The sequence below is a fragment of the Membranihabitans marinus genome (assembly GCF_021729155.1).
Lineage (GTDB): Bacteria > Bacteroidota > Bacteroidia > Chitinophagales > Saprospiraceae > Membranihabitans > Membranihabitans marinus.
The window spans coordinates 1-19,187 of the sequence record NZ_JAJQYA010000018.1 but is presented as its reverse complement, the minus strand read 5'-3'; the positions used below and the strand labels follow the sequence as shown (position 1 = coordinate 19,187).

Annotated in this window: 15 protein-coding genes and 1 pseudogene; 13 read left to right on the top strand and 3 right to left on the bottom strand. The window is 36.7% G+C overall.

Features of this window, described 5'->3' with window-relative positions; genetic code table 11:
- Positions 1-3 precede the first annotated feature (3 nt).
- Together LVD51_RS12155 and LVD51_RS12150 are read right to left on the bottom strand one after the other, a co-directional pair.
- The gene (locus LVD51_RS12155) at positions 4-3,180 is read right to left on the bottom strand and encodes a SusC/RagA family TonB-linked outer membrane protein (RefSeq protein ID WP_236971653.1); all 3,177 of its coding nucleotides are present in this window, start codon (positions 3,178-3,180) and stop codon (positions 4-6) included.
- A gap of 908 nt (positions 3,181-4,088) precedes the next feature.
- Entirely contained in the window at positions 4,089-4,802 is a 714-nt protein-coding gene (locus LVD51_RS12150) for a pyridoxine 5'-phosphate synthase (RefSeq protein ID WP_236971652.1), read from the bottom strand.
- Positions 4,803-4,964: 162 nt separating this feature from the next.
- On the opposite strand from LVD51_RS12150, the gene LVD51_RS12145 reads away from it, so the two are divergent.
- From LVD51_RS12145 to LVD51_RS12090, 13 genes and pseudogenes are all read left to right on the top strand, one after another.
- Entirely contained in the window at positions 4,965-5,771 is an 807-nt protein-coding gene (locus LVD51_RS12145) for a phosphatidate cytidylyltransferase (protein WP_236971651.1), read from the top strand.
- 1 nt (position 5,772) lies between these two features.
- Positions 5,773-6,447 carry a phosphatidylserine decarboxylase family protein gene (locus LVD51_RS12140; protein WP_236971650.1) on the top strand — a complete coding sequence of 225 codons (675 nt, stop codon included), beginning with the start codon at positions 5,773-5,775 and terminating at the stop codon, positions 6,445-6,447.
- A 158-nt stretch (positions 6,448-6,605) separates the two neighbouring features.
- Positions 6,606-6,881: a Sec-independent protein translocase subunit TatA/TatB gene (locus tag LVD51_RS12135; protein ID WP_236971649.1), complete on the top strand. Its 276-nt coding sequence runs from the start codon at positions 6,606-6,608 to the stop codon at positions 6,879-6,881.
- A gap of 204 nt (positions 6,882-7,085) precedes the next feature.
- Positions 7,086-7,355: a transposase gene (locus LVD51_RS12130; protein ID WP_236971648.1), complete on the top strand. Its 270-nt coding sequence runs from the start codon at positions 7,086-7,088 to the stop codon at positions 7,353-7,355.
- A gap of 463 nt (positions 7,356-7,818) precedes the next feature.
- A complete protein-coding gene (locus LVD51_RS12125) occupies positions 7,819-8,352 on the top strand; it encodes a dihydrofolate reductase family protein (RefSeq protein ID WP_236971647.1) in 534 nt (177 codons plus the stop codon).
- 182 nt (positions 8,353-8,534) lie between these two features.
- On the top strand, positions 8,535-8,768 hold the full coding sequence (locus LVD51_RS12120) for a RidA family protein (RefSeq protein ID WP_236971646.1): 234 nt from the start codon (positions 8,535-8,537) through the stop codon (positions 8,766-8,768).
- Positions 8,769-9,388: 620 nt separating this feature from the next.
- Positions 9,389-9,634 (top strand): annotated as a pseudogene (locus tag LVD51_RS20290) (IS256 family transposase); the annotation flags it as partial.
- Positions 9,635-10,603: 969 nt separating this feature from the next.
- The gene (locus LVD51_RS12115) at positions 10,604-11,353 is read left to right on the top strand and encodes an outer membrane lipoprotein-sorting protein (protein ID WP_236971645.1); all 750 of its coding nucleotides are present in this window, start codon (positions 10,604-10,606) and stop codon (positions 11,351-11,353) included.
- Position 11,354: 1 nt separating this feature from the next.
- Positions 11,355-12,578: an ABC transporter permease gene (locus LVD51_RS12110; protein WP_236971644.1), complete on the top strand. Its 1,224-nt coding sequence runs from the start codon at positions 11,355-11,357 to the stop codon at positions 12,576-12,578.
- A 6-nt stretch (positions 12,579-12,584) separates the two neighbouring features.
- Positions 12,585-13,802, top strand: a complete 1,218-nt coding sequence (locus LVD51_RS12105) for an ABC transporter permease (protein WP_236971643.1) — start codon at positions 12,585-12,587, stop codon at positions 13,800-13,802.
- Positions 13,803-14,537, top strand: a complete 735-nt coding sequence (locus LVD51_RS12100) for an ABC transporter ATP-binding protein (RefSeq protein ID WP_236971642.1) — start codon at positions 13,803-13,805, stop codon at positions 14,535-14,537.
- A gap of 3 nt (positions 14,538-14,540) precedes the next feature.
- Positions 14,541-15,713 (top strand): hypothetical protein, encoded by a 1,173-nt coding sequence (locus tag LVD51_RS12095; protein ID WP_236971641.1) that lies wholly within the window; start codon positions 14,541-14,543, stop codon positions 15,711-15,713.
- 158 nt (positions 15,714-15,871) lie between these two features.
- The gene (locus LVD51_RS12090) at positions 15,872-16,912 is read left to right on the top strand and encodes a LacI family DNA-binding transcriptional regulator (RefSeq protein WP_236971640.1); all 1,041 of its coding nucleotides are present in this window, start codon (positions 15,872-15,874) and stop codon (positions 16,910-16,912) included.
- Between the two features lie 78 nt (positions 16,913-16,990).
- On the opposite strand, the gene LVD51_RS12085 is transcribed toward LVD51_RS12090, so the two are convergent.
- Positions 16,991-18,385, bottom strand: coding sequence for a Gfo/Idh/MocA family protein (locus tag LVD51_RS12085; RefSeq protein WP_236971639.1), 1,395 nt, complete (start codon positions 18,383-18,385; stop codon positions 16,991-16,993).
- Between the last annotated feature and the right edge of the window lie 802 nt (positions 18,386-19,187).

The following is a 19,187-nucleotide window of genomic DNA, read 5'->3' as shown; positions in this document are numbered from 1 at the left end:
AAATTAAAAAGTAAGACTCAATTTCACACCGTAATCTCTGGTACTTGGAGTACCGTACAATTCCCCAAATTCACCGGCTTGACCGGTGCCAAAGGAAGAAATCTCAGGATCTATAAAGTATTGCTCTTTAGGCGTCCACAACAATAGATTCCTACCGTAAATAGCCAATTTTGCACTCTCAATCAAACCGTTAAATAATGTAGGGGGTAAGGTGTATGACAAAGTCACTTGTCTCAATTTGAAATATGTTCTATCCACCACCGTCTTACGGGTAATAAAGGCATCATTGCCACTAAAATCATTCCAATAAGACCATATATCGTTATAGGCTATAGGTGTAGTATTCGGTGTATAAGTTCCATCTCCATTGTCTATTACAGAGTTGGGAACAATAAATGGATTTCTATCGTTATAAGCCGTTTCTAGGGCATTGCCGACAAAATAATTGATGTCAGCCATACCAGAAAAAATCAACCCCCCTTTTCGATAATCCAAGGTAGCATCGAGGTTAAAGTTTTTGAATCGCAGCCCAGTTGTCAGTCCCATAATAAAATCGGGGTATGCAGAACCATAACTGACAAAATCCTCACCTTCTACTGCAAAACCCGTATTGGCATTGACTATAAGCTGCCCCGCAGCATTGGTCTTCACGGAAGGTCCATAAAACTCAGAAGCCGTCAATCCTTCCACCGCCCTGATATCAATTCCCCCGGCAAATCCAAAGATGGTCACTTCATTTACATCCCCAAGGTCAATGACTTTATTTTTATTCTGAGTAAAATTCCAGTTGATATTCCATTCAAAGTTATCATTTCGGATAGGGGTAATACCCACATTTAACTCATAACCTTTGTTGGAAATGGAACCGATATTCGTAGTCAGTGCAGTATAACCCGTAGAAGGAGGTATTTCAGCGGTAACGATTTGATCATTCGTTGTTCTATCATAATAGGTCAAATCCAATCGCAATCGGTTGCCAAATAATGTAGACTCAATTCCGAATTCAATTTCATCCGTTACCTCAAGAATCAGATTATTGTCTGCCAGAGCATCGTCTACTTCATAACCGGTAATTCCACCAATGGGCAATTCCAATGAACCAAATCCTCCAGAACGAATTATTGCAGGTGCATATCCGACCGATGTCAAGTAAGGAGCTGCATCGCTAGCCACTTGAGCAAAACCTGCACGCAGCTTCAAGAAATCGACAAAACCTACATTGGAGAAAACTTTATCGGTTAAATCCAAACTCAAACTCGCCGATGGATAAAATCCACTATTGTTTTCTAAAGGTATGGTAGAAAAGAAATCATTCCGCCCAGAAAGTGTTAAATATACCCAATAATCCCATGCAAATTCCAACTGACCATACAAACCATGACTTCGTTGCATTGACGTAGCTGTTGCTACAGAAGGTGGATCCGGGGTATTATTGACATTGTAAAACCCAGGTAAGGTTAAATTTCTAGAAGTTATAGATTCACTTTTAGCAAAATATTCCCAGGCATTCCAACCAGCGGTTAGATTCATATTTAATTTCTCGTGTAGATCCTCGTTGTAACTGGCAAAAATATCGATATTCCACTGCCTTCTATTTAGGCTTTGTTCGTTAACAGCACCTGGATTGGTCGCACTTCCCAGAATATAATTGGGACTGCCTGGGGTATAGGTAACTACAGCACCGTAGGCACTTATGGCATTATTGGAATAATCGCCACCGATCCTAGAGGTCAAAGACAGATTATCCATAATATTGTATTTCAGCGACACATTTCCATACAATCTATTCTGCAACGAAGCAGTTCTGTTTTGCTTCAATACTTGATATGGATTGGAGGCAAAAGAGGTGTAGTAATTGTCTGCATTATTGAAAGGATTGTCTATATCTTCGAGATCATTGATCCAAAAATCAACGGGAATCTGTTGCAATTCATTGATATAACCATACCCAAAACCACCGTTATCCCCCTGTCCTCCTGGCACTAATCGCTGATTTTTATTAATATAATTAAAGGAACTTGAAATCTCCCAATTATCCAATTTCAATCCCCCATTAAAGGCCAATGTATTTCTATTGAGATAATCGCTGGACGTCGGTATAATACCATCTGAGTTGACATTGGCAAAACTCACTCTAAAACGACTCACATCATTGCCCCCTGAGAAAGCGAGGGAGTTTTGATACTCCTGCCCAAAATCGAAGGCTGCTCGGTAGGAATCTTCATGTCTGGCCACATAGGTTTTCACCCTCTGTTGATCATTGACTACCCTACCCCAAACTCTTTCTACACCGTCGAGACGAGGGCCCCAAGATCCATTTTCATTGAGATCTCGCACTCCTGACCATCCATTACCAAATTCACTTTGAGTAAAAGGGACACGAGCTATTTCCGATGTCGTAAAACCAGTACTGAACTCCACATTGAGTCCTTGAGGTCCGTACTCACCGCTTTTCGTAGTAATCATAATCACTCCAGATGCCGCTCGATTGCCGTACAATGCAGATGCCGCTGCGCCTTTGAGCACAGTGACATTGGCTATATCATTGGCATTGAGATCACTGAGGGCATTGCCAAAGTCGGTCTGGCGATCCAGACTTGATGTTGCGCCAGTAAAACTATCAAATTGAGGTACACCATCGATTACTACCAATGGGGATGCCGATCCATTGATGGATCCTACTCCTCTTAGCCTTACCTTTCTCGAGGCTCCAGGCTGACCACTGGACTGTGAAATCTCTAATCCAGCCACCTTCCCCTTTAATCCATCGAGAGGGGAAACATCACTGGTACGATTCAAACTTTCATTGTCCACAGAAGAAACTGCATATCCCAATTGTTTTTTCTCCTTGGACACACCCAATGAAGTAACAACTATTTCTTGCAATAATTGACCAGAAACAAGGATGACATCGATTACCGTTCTGCCACCGATACTTATCTCTTGAGTCTCATATCCGGTATAACTAAAAATAAGAGCTTCCGTACCTTCAGGAATTTCAACCACATATTTTCCATCAAAATCTGTAATACTCCCAGTAGAACCTCCTTTCACCAAAACATTAGCTCCAATTAGTGGATCCCCTTCTTCATCTACTACGGTTCCGCTCACTGAATTCTGTGCAAATGATATTATGGACCAACACAACATCAGTACTATAAAGAATATAAATCTTTTCATATCATTCTATTTTAACTAATTCACAATAAATAGAATTGACAACTAAAGATTTCTACATTATATCAATATTAAACACAGATTAAGAACAAGAAAATTAAATTGTCAATTCTTAAGTCTAAATACTAAATATAACGAATTTGATTACATTTACGCTTCTTAAAAAGAAATAAATTAACTTACAAACTAAATAAAAATTGATTGTAAAAAATTAAAATTATATAAAATTAAAATCAATCTATACTTTCAACAATAAACAAACATTTTAAACAAACATATTAAAAAATATCTATAAAATTTAAGATAAAAACAATTTAAAACCACACGTATTGACAAATTACCAAAAATCATTTAAAATAAATAATTATGTATATAAATTACACCACCAATTAAACATAAATAACAAGGTAAAAACATGAATAAATTTAGATTTTAGTCATTTTTCTCGAAATTATATTTTCATATTCAAAAAAATACATAGACATATTTACAATTTCATGCAAATAATTTCCATTTTAAAACATATAAATTCTCTGTTTTTTTTTCAAACCACAGGTAAACAACGGTAATTTTCACATCAATTCCAGTATCTAAACCTGACCTTGATCAGAATGCAACCTATTGAGGTTTTCATATATATAAGTATAAACCAAACACCATGTGCAAGGTGAAAAATCATTAAGCGATGGTAAAATAAAACTGTTTAAAAACCATGGTTTTAGATCGGCCTTCATGGTCAACAAGATAGAATGGCAACAGAAAGATTATATCGAATACTAAATTTTCCGATAAACACCAATAAAGAGAATGGGGCAATCACAATCATCGTCCTTCTCAAAAGAGGGGTGATATGTATCCTTCATTATTAAATAAATCAAATGAGGGGTTATTTACTCACAAAAAAAGTTGTTCTACAACTGATTTTGATACATCTGAATGGTGTTGTGAATACCGTAGTACAATGCATCTGAAATCAAAGCATGACCAATGGACACTTCATCTATATCAGGTATTTGCTGAACCAAAAAAGATAGATTTTCGAGGTCGAGATCGTGACCGGCATTCATACCTAAGCCCAAAGATCTCACTACTTCAGCAGCTTGTACATAAGGAGATATCGCTTGAAACCGATCTTTCTTAAAGTTTTGTGCATAGGGACCGGTGTAAAACTCTATTCGATCTGCTCCTACTTTAGCCGCTCCTTCAATTTTTGCAGCATCGTCATCGATAAAAATCGACACTCTTATTCCAGCCTTCTTGAGATCGGTAATTACATCGGTTAAAAATCCAGCATATGTAATGGTATCCCATCCTTGATTACTCGTTAAGGCATCTGCTGCATCGGGCACCAGCGTACACTGATGGGGACGATGTTTCAAAACCATATCTAAGAAACGCTGATTGGGATTCCCCTCAATATTAAGCTCGGTTTTTACCGCTGATTTCAGCACTGGTATGTCATCATATCTCACATGGCGTTCATCGGGACGAGGATGTACGGTGATTCCGTCGGCACCAAATGTCTCACAATCCAAAGCAAATTGCAAAAGATCAGGCCGCCCCTCCCCTCTTGCATTTCGAATTAAAGCCACCTTATTGATATTTACACTTAATTTTGTTTTCATTTTATATGGTTTTACTGGACTGAGTAGGTTTCTACTTATCTAATAATGACTACGATAACCAACAATCTATGTCAGAATTGAACTCAGTCTAAACTGCAAATTTCATAATTATTCTTAGATTCTATGGAATATTTTCACTAATTATTATGACTTTTGCACGAAATGATGAAAGACGTATTACTAAGAATTCCCGGTGCCGCTTTATACATCCTGCTATTGCTAGGAGGTCTATATCTTCATCAACCATATTGGGGTTTGGTATGCCTATTGTTTTTCTCTGTGGCACTTTTTGAGTGGAGTCGATTGTTAGTCATACCTTTAAACACCACAAATATTATGATTACTGTGGTTGCCATTTACAGCTTTATCCATCTCAACTTCTTTACAGAATTAGAGGGTTTAGGACCGATATGGATAAACGGAAGTTTTATAGCCACTATTTTATTTTATTTATTCTGTGGGCTACTACATCAATCCAAATTACAAAAACAATCCTATGTCTTAGGGGCATTTTTATACTTGTGGACGGCCTATACTTTTTTATTTCAAATGGGACAACCCATAAAACCACTGTATCTTATCTTACTCTTTAGCATTATATGGAGTGGAGATACCTTTGCCTACATCGGGGGCAAACTATATGGTAAAAACAAATTAGCTCCCAAGATTTCGCCCGGTAAAACATGGGAAGGCGCTATTACTGGAGTAGTATTTTCAGGAATTGTAGCATGGGTGGTAGCCGACTTCATTCTACATATTCCTACCCCCAACATTTGGTTTTCAGTGGGTATACTCGTCTCTATATTTGGTATCTTAGGGGATTTATTTGAATCCAAACTCAAGCGCAAAAACAAAATTAAGGACAGTGGCCGGTTTTTTCCAGGTCACGGCGGTATCCTCGACAGAATGGATTCTATTATATTTGCACTGCCTATATATTATATTTGCATTACGATATTAAAACTATAATATGCTATCTATACATAAAGCCGGTAAAAATACGACGGTATATGCTGTCATTCTCTTTATCGCATTGGCCATAGCCACTTTTCTATTCACCAATATCTATCTGATATTGGCTTTAATCACTAGTGGATTATGGATGGGGTTTTGCTTAAATTTTTTTAGAAACCCTGACAGACCCATTCCCGATCCAAACAAAGCACAAGTCAATTGTCCTGCAGATGGCGAAGTCGTTGTAATAGAAAAAACCTTTGAATCAGAGGTACTCAACAAAGAAATGTGGCAGATATCTATCTTTATGTCTCCCTTAAATGTCCACGTCAATCGATCTCCTATTTCAGGTATTATCTCTTATTTTAAATACCACAAGGGAAAATTCCTCGTTGCATGGCATCCCAAATCATCGACGGATAATGAGAGAACAACCATTGTAATTGATCATCAAAGTGGACAACGGATTTTAGTAAGGCAGATCGCAGGGGCGGTAGCCCGACGCATAATAGCCTATATCCAACCAGAACAACAAGTTGAGTCTGGCGAAGAAATTGGCTTTATACGGTTTGGCTCACGTGTAGATGTGTTTCTCCCCCTAGATGCCAATATCATGGTAAAAAAAGGACAGAAGGTGTTTGGCAACAAAGACGTCCTAGCTCAGCTAGCGATTTCCACTTCTGATTTATAGTCATAGTCAAAACAATGTCAACTTTCCAACGAAGATTTAAACCCTCAATAGACAGTGGCGGTAGTTATAAAATTATTTAATTCATTGAAATATTGAACTATTTCTATAACTTGCCATTAAATAGCAATACTTTTGTAAAATATAAACAGATATAAAAAATGATGAGTAATGTAAATTTATTTAGCTTGCCCGGCGGACCAGAAATGATATTGATATTTTTTGCTATATTATTATTATTCGGAGGTAGAAAAATACCTGAGTTAATGAAGGGAATTGGAAAAGGCATTAGAGAGTTTAACACTGCACGTGCTTCTTTAGAGGATGAGTTGCAGAAAGGTATGGAAGAAGAAGATAAGAAAAAACTTCAAGCGGAAAAATTGAAGAAAGTACAAGCGGAGAAAGAAAAGTTAGAAACTGAAAACAATGCTGATTAACCATTAGTTAATCGTAGCACAACCCGTACTTAACATATCAATTGTATATTTGTATCGGGTATTGGGATATAGCATCTCAATAAGCACAGGATAAAAGGTAATGCGGGGCATTGCCTTTTTTTTTGCCCAATACTCATCATTGATCTTATCCCCAAAAAACAGATAGTAGATTAAGATAAAAAAAAACATCTTAACTTTACAATTATGACAAGAAGGAAATTCACATCAAAATTCAAGACTAAGGTAGTATTAGACGCCTTATCAGAGCGCATGACGACATCGAAACTAGCGCAAAAGTATAATTTAACACCTCAGCAAATAAGTACTTGGAAACGAGAATTTGTATCAAATGCAGAAGGTGTATTTGAGTCACAAGAGAGTAAGCAAACCGATGACCAAGATCGAGATAGACTACTTCGAACCATAGGGGAACTAAAAGTGGAAGTTGATTTTTTAAAAAAAGCCTTGCGATAAAAACCTTATCACAAAAGCATAAGATGGTAAGCAAGGAGCATCCCAAATTAAGTATAAGTAAGCAATGTGCATTGGTAGGATTAAACCGATTCAGCTACATTCTATAATCAACACTATTCACGCTTCAAATGGAAAATTGAGCATTTCAGAACTTTCAAAGCTAAATCATATAACTGTGCGGCAATTAGAAAGAAAGTTTAAATCGCAAATAGGGCTTTCACCAAAAGAATATTCAAACATTATTCGTTTTCAAAATACTCTGAACATAATTAAAAACTCAAGTAAAAAACGCAGTTTACAAGAAATTGCATAAGAGTGTGGTTATTATGACCATTCACATCTATTTAATGAAATAAAGCGAAATACAGGACTTCCACCATCGCTGCTTTAAAATGTCGCATTTTTACAAAGTGTATACGGCTATTTAAAATTAATTTTGTAAAAACATTAAAATTTAAGACAGATGCGAAAGATATCACTTTTCATTGCTACAAGTTTAGACGGCTATATTGCAAAACCTAATGACGACTTGAGTTTCTTAAAACTCGTAGAAAAAGAAGGCGAGGATTATGGTTATGCAGCATTTACAGATGCTATAGACACTTTAATTATTGGTAGAAGAACTTATGATTATGTGCTTAAAGAAATTGGCTCATCTCATTACGACAACGGACAAAGAGATGTTTATGTTATAACAAGGACCCAAAGACCAAGCGTTGGCAAAACCAATTTTCACACGGGTAAATTGACAGATTTGGTAGCCCAGCTAAAATCTAAAAACGGGAAAAACATATATTGTGATGGTGGTGCAGAAGTAATTAATGAACTATTAAAACATGACTTGATTGATGAGTTTATTATCTCAGTCGTTCCTGTATTACTAGGTAATGGAACAAGATTATTTAAAGACGGAAGACCTGAACAACTACTCGAATTTGTGAAAGCAAAAACATTTGAAACGGGGTTGGTGCAGATGCATTACAAGCGAAAAAAATAACGAACAATAGAGAAGAAAATTGAACATTTGAATCCAAATGGATTAATAAGAAATTCTGCATTTTCTCAAATCATAACTACTGAAGAAAACGGAAAGACAATTTATATCAGTGTTCAAAAATGGAATAAACGAAAATGGAGAAATTGTAGGAAAAATGATATTTTACAGCAACGGAGCAAGTAATGAAAAACCTAAAAATTGCTCTTAATGCTAGTGGAGTAAATTTTGAAAACTTAGTGAAATTAAACATTCACATTGTCCAAAGGCAGAATGCTTACGGTGCATTTCAAGTTTTACAGAAATTTTTAGGACAAAACATAAACCCACCCGTCATTAAGGTTTTATATGTAGCAGGACTAACAAATCCAGAGATTTTACTTGAAATTGACGCGATAGCATTTAAACCTGAAGAATAAGAAAATGGAAATTCAAGTCGAAAAAAGCAAAGACACAGGATTTCAATTTGGAATTAGGAGGAGTTTTCATGTTTAGTGTGAAAAGGGTTGGGACTTCTTGTTTCCCATAAATGGACTAATTATTTGGTTGGGTAATTTGAAAAATGAACATGAAATAAAAAAGGAATACGAATCTGAAAATGGTATCTCAGGACATATCCGTCTTTTTAAAGCAAATTCCCATATTCGCTTGAATTGGAAACCTGCTCATTTGTAAAATGTGTTAACCGTTCAAAATAGAGTTATTGGAAATCAGATAAAGACAACCAAAGCTATCCACCAACAGAGACTTATAAATGCTGAGTAGAGAGCTTAAATGAAAGCTTATTGGAGTGAAATAATGGAAAAAATAGGAACTGAACTATTGTGATAGAAAAAATGAAGTAACCAATGAACTTATTTATAAGGACTTAAATAAGGGGCTCACTATTTACATTAAATTCTTTCTTCATAAGAAGAAAAATTAAAACAACCTTTAAAAAATTCACTTATTTAAAAGTGTTTTATACGGGGTTGACACAACTAAATTACAACGCCGGGACTGTTCAAATAAGTGTGTCTACTTTTTTGAACAGTCTCATATAAATTTCAATTCAGGCATGAAAAAGATGATAGATACCACCAATCCCGTAGAGGCTCTACATCGAATCATGAGGAAATTAATAAAGTACAAAGCAGCTTAGGCCTTCCAGACGACGCTAACCAAACAGCTGTATTTATCACTAATGCACAACAAAAAGTCATGGGCTAAAAAGGCTAGCGGGTGGGCAGAAATCCAGCGTAGTATACTAGAAAAATACTCAGATCGGATATCGGAGTATATCTGAAAACAAAATTAAGATTAGGTTCTTTCAGTCGGCTACGGCCTCCTTTTAGAACATAACCTTACTTCCCCAAAATGGGAGGTAGAATACTATTATTTTTAAACAAAGGCACAGTTAAATAAACTATCCCGATTTATATAGACAAAACTTCTAACTATGTGAATCACTGGATTTATTTTTTACACTTCCACACTTGTACGCTATTGAAATGAGGATGATTTTGTCATAATTTTAGTTTGGCTATAACCATATTATCGTTTTTTATTGATACGTACAAGAAGGACAATAAATACCAATGTAATAAATCATCCAAAACATCGCCAAATCCTCCCTATACAATGTCTATTACGTCGATATTCAGCTCACGATATAGACATATCTAGATGATGGTTTTTTATCCAGTATTAATTATCTCCATTCTACTTCACATATTTTTTAAGACCAAGTACAGCAGTTTCCTCCTCATTCAAAAAATTCATTAATAGATTAGAATATAATCATTACCCTCTGTGGACGAGGAAAATATTTACATATGTAAAACACAATGAAATTAAAACATTGATATTGCACATTATTACAACCATAATTTTACAAATAAAAATATAAAATCCAAACAAAAACCTTACGCTATACAAAACTATCAACAACAATATAGATGATTGCAAATATAAAATATCACAAAATGTCAATCAAGTACAATATACAAACCCCAACAAAGTATTAATTCGAAACAATTCACAAAGAGCATCACTAAATATCAAAAAAGCCACACTTTTAATTGATTAAAATATATATTTCACATATATATCGTTAAATTAAAAAATAAGACAAATCACAGCCAATTTTTGCTTAAATTAATGCTAATTTAGCCTTATTATTTACTTTAGTCTGCAATAGCAGGGAAGGTTTCAACGATCTTCAAAAAAATTAGAATTACAAAATTTTTGGTTACCCCTCCAAATTATAAGACCTGTGAGAATCTTAACATTTGTTATATTATCCTTTATTTGTTGCATAACTGGAAGTACTCAATCTCTTTCTGCCACCGATATCATCCAAAAATCTGAAGAAAAACTAAGAGCAGGGACCAGTTTTGCCTCTATGAAAATGACCATTATACGTCCCAAATGGAATAGAACTCTTGAATTGAAATGTTGGGCAGATGGGTTGGAACAAACGCTAATATATATAGAAGCTCCTACCAGAGATCGTGGAATTTCCTATCTCAAACTTGATGATGAAATATGGAATTGGCAGCCCAAAATTGAGAGAACGATCAAACTTCCCCCATCGATGATGTCACAATCTTGGATGGGTTCGGATTTTACCAATGACGATTTAGTAAAACATTCTAGCCTTATGTTGGATTACCGACATGAAATAATTGGCGAGGATAGTTTTGACAATTTCGACTGTTACAAACTGCGACTTAAACCCAAGGAAAATGCAGCTGTAGTTTGGGGTGAACTAATCATCTGGATAAGTAAAAAGGATTTTATGCAGTTAAAAACCGAATTTTACGATGAAGATCTGATGTTAATCAATACTTTGACAGCGTCTAAAATTCGTAAATTTGGGAATCGAACACTTCCATCCGTACTTAAAATCATCCCAGAAAATAAGGCCGATAATTCAACTACTATTGAATATTTACATTGGGAATTCGACAAACCAATACCTGCTGCCTATTTCACTATTCAAAACATGAAAAAACAATTATGATATGGGGCTTCTCCTAAAAATGGCTGGTAGAAACTTACTGCGAAATAGGAGGAGGACCTTAATTGCAACGGCAAGTATTATGTTTGCCGCTTTTTTTGCTATTACCATGACCTCTATTCAAAAGGGGACATGGCAGCACACCATTGAAAGTATGTTGCACAACTATACTGGTTACATACAGATCCACGCTTTGGGATATAGTGAAAATCAATCCATAGATTTACTACTGGAAAACAACATCGAACTAATCAAGAGAATAGACCAAATTCCCCAAGTGGACAAATCGATGACTCGTCTTGAAAATTTCGCCTTAATTTCAGCAAAAGACCGAACTAAAGGAGTAATGATCGTAGGGGTTGAACCCCAAGCAGCTAACGAATTTAGTGGAATTGAGGCTCAATTAATCGAAGGAAGATACTTACAATCTCAATCCAACGATGTAATCATCGGCAAAAACATTGCAAGTAATTTTCAGTTAAATGTCAATGACACCATTTTGGGAATCAGTCAAGGATACCACGGTAACAATGCCGTTGGGAAGTTTATTGTATGTGGAATATTGGACTTTGGGAATCCCGATTTCAATAGTCAAATTATTCTCACTCCCCTATCTCATGCTCAATCCTTCTATGCAGCCGACAATCTTTACTCCACCATTGTATTGTCCACCAAGAGCATAGATGACGTTCCCCAGGTAGCCAATGCATTGTCTCAGACCCTAGACTCAACCATGTATGAAGTGCGCACTTACAAAGAAATGATTCCTTCTCTTATCGAAGTTCAACTATTAGATAAAGCCAGTAGTCGCATTATTCTAGCCATACTCTACATCCTTATAGGATTTGGAATTTTGGGAACGGTTCTCATGATGTTGCATGAAAGAAATTTTGAATTCTGTGTCCTCAAAGCCATTGGTATGAAATCATATCAATTGTTTTGGATGATATTTATTGAAATCCTTTCTATAGGATTTATCGGCTTAATATGTGGAAGTCTCTTGGCATTTCCCATACTGATATACCTCTATAATTTCCCAATAGAATTGGGAGAAAAAATTACGGAAGCTTATGCGCGATTTAACATTGTGCCTCTTATAAAAGCAAGTATAGATCAAACCATATTTTTTGAACAGAGTATCATAATCTTCATTATGGTTCTCTTTATTTCATTTTATCCGTATATTAAGATCACCCAATTGGATCCGGTAAAAGGAATGCGACAATAGTATAATATGATGTTAATAAAAATCGCATGGAGAAATATTTGGAGAAATCCACTTCGATCTTTGGTTTTGATCGCGGCCATCGTCATCGGTGTATGGGCTTTGATATTCATCAACGGCCTGTCCTCTGGCATGGTAGACGGCTACATATCGAATGCCATATCGAATCGTACCGCCCATATCCAAGTTCACAGTCTTCAATTTGAACGCGATAATGAAATATCCCATTGCTACAATGGGATACCGGTGGAAGATTTTCTAAACCAATCCAATAAAGTTCAATCCTATAGTCCTAGAATAATAGTCAACAGTATGATGTTGGCATCACAATCCACCTTGGGAGCGACCATAATCGGCATCGATTCTATAGCTGAGGATAGTGTCAACCCTTACAAGTCAAAGATCACAGAGGGAAAATCCTTCGACTCGTCGATTAAATACCCCATCCTCATCAGCGAATATCTGGCCGACAAAATGAAGGTAAAACTTCACTCCAAATTAATCGGAAATTTTCAAAACAAGGATGGTGATATCGTCGCGGCCAAATTTCGGGTCATTGGTTTACTCAATGTAGCCAAAGGCGATGGCCAAGAAATGAATATTCTCACTCCTATAGATGGACTGCGATCATTGACGGGATTCGAAGACACAGAAGTCAATGAAATGGCTATCCTTATGAAAGACGTAGAATTTATTTCCGAATTTCAACAACAACTCTCAGAGAGATTTACCTCATTATCCATTAAAAATTATAAAGAAATTGCTCCAGATATCAATTTAATGGGAATTCAAATCTATTTGGGGCTTACAGTGATGTTGGTCATATTTATGATGGCTCTCATATTTGGCATTATTAATACGATGCTGATGGCAGTACTCGAACGCTACAATGAACTGGGAATGCTCATGGCTGTAGGGATGAATAAGACTAAACTATTTTTGATGATTGTCTTAGAGACTATATTTATTTCAATTGTTGGTCTACCCATTGGGATATTGATGGGATCGACCACTATATATATCTATCAGCAAAAAGGTCTTCAACTCGATCGATGGGCCAAAGGGTTAGAAGAATTTGGGATGACCAGCGTATTATACCCCCAATTGTCGCTGACCATCTATGGCATCATCGCCGTTTCTGTCTTTATCACAGCATTGGTTGCCGCCCTATACCCCGCCCGAAAAGTCATTAATATTAACCCCATAGATGCTATAAATAAATTATAAATGAAAACTGACCAGCCCCTCATACAAGCCTTAGGCATTCACAAGACCTATAATCACAGCCATGTACCGGTTCAGGCTTTGGATGATGTGTCCATTGATATACACAAGGGAGAATTCACGGCAATAGTCGGCCCCTCGGGATCGGGCAAATCTACCCTACTCAATATAATCGGAGGATTGGATCACGCCAGTCGTGGAAAAATATTAATCGGAGGACAGGACATTTCCAATTTATCAGATTCCGATTTAATTGATTTTAGAAAAAACAACATAGGATTTGTATTTCAATCTTTTAATTTAATCCCCGTGTTGACGGCTATTGAGAATATCGAATTTATCATGTTGTTACAAGGCACGAGTAAAGCAAAGCGCTCCAAACGAGCCATTGAATTGTTAAATGCAGTCGGTCTTGGCGACAAATTGCACTCTCGTCCCAATCAGTTGTCAGGAGGACAACAACAAAGGGTCGCCGTAGCACGAGCATTGGCTTCGAAGCCAGCCTTTATTCTTGCCGATGAACCCACGGCCAGTCTCGATTCTCAATCTGCCAACAATCTCCTCGACATTATGCAGGAATTAAATCAACTAGAACAAACCACATTTATATTTTCAACTCACGATCCCAGAGTAATGGACAGAGCCGAAAGGATCATTCATCTCGTCGATGGAAATATTGAAAAGGATTCCTATACCAACGGAAATATCAAACAGCCTACTCTAAAACAACTACCTTAAACCATGAAATACATCTTGACACTATTACTATACAGTATTGGCATGGCAGGATTGTTGCAGGCTCAGGAAACCGATAGTACCAAACAATCTCTTTTAGAGATCACGGGGTATGTAAAACAAATGCAGTCCGTCAGTATTGCGACTACTCCATACACAACAGCAGTAGATGGCTTAATCCACAATCGATTAAATTTTCAATTTTTTCCAAATAATAAACATTTCAGAATCAATTCCAGCGTAAGAACCAGAGTGTTTTATGGCCAAACGATAACAAACAATCCGAGTTTCGAGACCTCAATAGAACAAGGTAATCAACTATATTTTGATTTATCCCACAACTGGTTAAGTCAAGAAAATGTACTCATCAATACCAATATAGACCGATTGTACACTGAAATCACCTTAAACAAATTAGAGTTTACCATAGGAAGACAGCGAATAAATTGGGGATTTACCAGTTTGTGGAACCCCAACGATTTATTTAACAATTACGACTATACCGATTTCGATTACGAAGAAAGACAAGGTGTAGATGCCATAAAGGCTACCGTATACACTGGTGCCGTATCCAAATTGGAAGCCGTCCTAGAAATAAACGAAGATTGGTCATCGACGACAGCAGCTATTCTTTACCGGTGGAATGCCGGCTCGTTTGACCTTCAAATGTTAACTGGAAAGTATAGAGATCAGTGGACTATTGGAGGAGGATGGTCAGGATATTTGGGCAACCTTGGTTGGAAGGGGGAAGCCAACACTTTTGTTAACTGGCCAGAACGGAATGAAAAATTATTAAATCTAAGTACAGAATTTAACTATTATTTCAACAATGGATTATTGACTCAGTTGGGATATTTATACACAGAATCTGGAGTCAATCATGCTGGTCAAGGTCAACTTTTAGGCTATAATATTAATCCCATTCAACTCTTTCCCTTTAGACATAGTCTCTGGACTGGTTTTCAATACAGTTTCACTCCCCTACTTTCTGCACAATCATCCCTGATTTGGTCTCCCTTGGATTTTGATCAATTCTTTATTTCCAACCAAATCAACTATCAATTAGCTAGGGACTGGGATTTGGATTTTGTAAGTCAACTCTATCTTCAATCTGATCACCCGATAATACTCAACAACAATAATTTCGGATATTACCTTCGAATTAAATACAATCTCTAATCTTGTACTTAAAACGGAATATTTATCTCACTATATAAGGTAAATACTGAATGTGATTGGTATTAAAAAATTATTTTAACTATCTTACCATTAAATGAAAGCTTACTGAGTTATACCATTTTCAAGCATTTTTATAATAAAATACAATTTCTGAACGAGTGAAGAAGAGATCCAATCTAAGGATGGAAGATATCGCCCAATCCGCTGGCGTCGCTCTATCTACAGTAAGTAGAGCATTAAATAACGATACGAGGATTAGTTTGGCTACTAGAAAACGCATCCAAAAGATCGCCAAAGAAATGGGGTTTAAAAAAAATATTTTGGCCTCAGGTCTTATGACCAACCGAACAAACATTATAGGAGTAGTGATTCCCCAGATCAACAGAGCCTTTTTCTCTTCCATCATATACAGTATGGAAGAAACAGCTAATCAAATGGGATTTTCTCTGATCATCTGTCAATCTGCAGACTCCTATCTTCGAGAAAAAGAAAAAGTAGAAACATTACTAGCATTAAACGTAGACGGCATCGTTACTTCGATAGCCGTAGACTCAAAGGATATGAGTCATTTTGAAAGAGCCAGGGAATTGGGTACTCCAGTATTATTCTTTGACAGGATCCCCAAAGTAGCATTTCCTGTAAGTACTATACTAATCGAAGACGCCGAGAGTGCTTATCAAGGCACTGTACATTTAATCAAACAGGGCTATACAAAAATAGCTCATTTGGCAGGACCAACAGAACTACATATTTTTGCAGAAAGATTAGAGGGCTATAAAAAAGCATTGACTGAATACAATCTTCCCATTTGCGATGAATATATCCGATACCACAAAATCATGTCACATGAGGAAGGCAGGGATTCTACTGAAGCATTATTACACTTAAAGAATCCTCCCAACGCCATATTTTGCGCCAACAATCTAATGGCCATTAGTGCAGTCTTTCATGCCATAGACCAGGGGTATCGGGTTCCAGAAGACTTGGGCATTATAGGATTTAGTGAAGAACCGTCGTCGGCTTTGATGCGTCCAGGCATATCATCCATCAAACAACCGAGTATAGAGATGGGAAAAATGGCCATCGAGATGATCATAAAAGAAATTACCGCTCAATCCCAAAAAGAATCATTTGACCATCTAGAAGTCATCTTGCCGACCCAAATAAATATTAGACAATCTTCCCTTAAAAAAGGATAAATAAAAAAGCCTCGCCTAGAATCCATATAAATATGAAAAATAGGCGAAGCCATTTATGAAAAACAATTCGGTATACTATTACAATCTATTCTTACGTGGCACTAAATCCGTCAACTCACCAATCTTAATCGGCTCACCGGATTCAATACTTCTTCGCGCTGCTATCCCTATCAATATAGACATGGCACCGTCTCTTACTCCAGCTGTGTGCTTTAATGGATCAGGAGAATCGGGATTGACAAAAATCTTGTCGTGCAATCTCTTGTCTCCACCTCCGTGTCCACCTCGCTCATATCCCACTTGAATCACCTTGTGATCCTCGAAGTTTTTGTGTACAATCACAGGAGAATATTCCAATTCGTCTTTACCGCTCTGATTCATTTCTGCCGCATGAAGATCTGATTGATCTAATGACTCGTTATCAAAATATGGAACATCCTGCCAAGCTTCTATTCGACCACCTTCTCCATTGAAGGCAATTTTCCATCCTTCATAAGGAGAGTAAGTAGTCAAAGAATAATTGACTACGACATCGTTGGCATATTTTATCTGCGCCGACATCTTATCATAAATATTTATTTCTGGACGGAATACACAATTGTCGCGAACATAACCATCGTATTTTTCATTGTCCACATACAATCTCATATCCCTTTCACTCTTGGTAATATCGTAGAAATACTTACATTCTTTTTTGTGATCGCAGGTTCTACAATTCTCTCCTCTGAAAGGTCCATTTTCACCGTAGTGTTCTAGTGCACCATAGGCAAACACCTCATAAGGATCAGAATCCAACCACCAGTTTAACAAATCAAAGTGGTGAGTTGCTTTGTGTACCCAAAGCGTACCACCAGCTTGTTTGAGTCCATGCCAACGTCTAAAATAAGAAGCTCCATGATAGTTGTTCAAATACCAATGAAAATCAACGGAAGTGATTTTTCCGATGGTATTGTTGGCCAACATTTCCTTTATTTTAGTTGTATAAGGACTCCATCTATAATTAAATCCTACGATAAGTTTTTTATTAGAACGACGTTCAGCGTCCAAAATCTCTTGACACTTGTCTTCATCAGTAGACATTGGTTTTTCCGTCAATACATCACATCCAAAATCGAGACCTTTGATGATAAACTCATGGTGTGTGGAATCTTTGGTAGTGACAATGACAAGATCTGGTTTTTTCTCAACCAACATTTTATCGAAATCGGTATACACATCACAATTTACATTCATATATTTTTTGGCATACTCCAAACGACCTGGATTGAGGTCGGCCATACCTACAAATTCCAATACATTGGGATATTGATCGACCAATCGTTTTCCCCAAAAGCTGGTTCCTCTAACCCCTGTACCTACCAATACAACCCTAAGCTTTCGATTGAGACCAAAGGCTTGCGCAGGAACGGTAAGCATGGTACCAGCAGCCAACATACTTACGGCTTCTAAAAAAGAACGTCTGTTTAAACTCATAGTAATAATTTAAAAAATTAAAAATCAAAAACGCCTAGCGACAACAAATGCAAGCGCTTGCCAATGATACAAAAAAATCATTGATCTCGTAAAATTTATACCCTACAAAACCCTAATTATAGATTATTTATAAATAATCTTAATAACTACAAAACTTAAGTTATATAATTTTGTAAACTACGAAAACACCAGCTTCCTATTGTAAAAAATAAAGAGTTTCATGGTAAAATGGATAAGTCTGAGTAGTTGCACATTTAAAATGTTGAAGATTTCTTAGCGCCATTATTTCAAAAGAATCAGGCTGTGACACTTGAACATTCACTGCCATAATATAGCGGGAAAAATATGGCTGTTATGGAAATTAATAATCAAAAGTCAAGAATATTTTTTTTAGCTTAGTGGTACACTTTTCAATTAATACACTGGTACACTTTTCAGTTAATATCTACAGGAGGTGGATGTGCTATGAAATTGATATAAAAATGTTGGAAAGAATACCGAGTAAATCGGTAGCAAAAATCATGTTTCTTTCAAAATCAAAGATTGATTTGAATTGAATGATAAGATGAATGGTGATGAATTTGGATTTGTCACACTTTTTGCCCAGTATCTCTTATGTCCCTCGCTGGCGGGGGTGACCGAGCATGACTGAATGAAGTTGTCCGGAGGACAACCCAATCCACTTAATGTGGATTGGATGAGGGAGCCGAGGTCTCTGTACCTCGGTAAGCGACCAAGCAACTACGTATAAAAATTACAATGGTGATTCTCCAGGCAAAAGTTCATAAATGCGATTCACAGG

Bases quoted from the DNA above. Each gene is read 5' to 3' on its own strand.
- LVD51_RS12125 (WP_236971647.1), top strand. From the start codon at position 7,819: ATGCGAAAGATATCACTTTTCATTGCTACAAGTTTAGACGGCTATATT.
- LVD51_RS12110 (WP_236971644.1), top strand. From the start codon at position 11,355: ATGGGGCTTCTCCTAAAAATGGCTGGTAGAAACTTACTGCGAAATAGG.
- LVD51_RS12095 (WP_236971641.1), top strand. From the start codon at position 14,541: ATGAAATACATCTTGACACTATTACTATACAGTATTGGCATGGCAGGA.
- LVD51_RS12100 (WP_236971642.1), top strand. From the start codon at position 13,803: ATGAAAACTGACCAGCCCCTCATACAAGCCTTAGGCATTCACAAGACC.
- LVD51_RS12085 (WP_236971639.1), bottom strand. From the start codon at position 18,385: ATGAGTTTAAACAGACGTTCTTTTTTAGAAGCCGTAAGTATGTTGGCT.
- LVD51_RS12145 (WP_236971651.1), top strand. From the start codon at position 4,965: ATGATGAAAGACGTATTACTAAGAATTCCCGGTGCCGCTTTATACATC.
- LVD51_RS12155 (WP_236971653.1), bottom strand. From the start codon at position 3,180: ATGAAAAGATTTATATTCTTTATAGTACTGATGTTGTGTTGGTCCATA.
- LVD51_RS12105 (WP_236971643.1), top strand. From the start codon at position 12,585: ATGATGTTAATAAAAATCGCATGGAGAAATATTTGGAGAAATCCACTT.
- LVD51_RS12120 (WP_236971646.1), top strand. From the start codon at position 8,535: ATGAAAAACCTAAAAATTGCTCTTAATGCTAGTGGAGTAAATTTTGAA.
- LVD51_RS12135 (WP_236971649.1), top strand. From the start codon at position 6,606: ATGATGAGTAATGTAAATTTATTTAGCTTGCCCGGCGGACCAGAAATG.
- LVD51_RS12130 (WP_236971648.1), top strand. From the start codon at position 7,086: ATGACAAGAAGGAAATTCACATCAAAATTCAAGACTAAGGTAGTATTA.
- LVD51_RS12150 (WP_236971652.1), bottom strand. From the start codon at position 4,802: ATGAAAACAAAATTAAGTGTAAATATCAATAAGGTGGCTTTAATTCGA.
- LVD51_RS12140 (WP_236971650.1), top strand. From the start codon at position 5,773: ATGCTATCTATACATAAAGCCGGTAAAAATACGACGGTATATGCTGTC.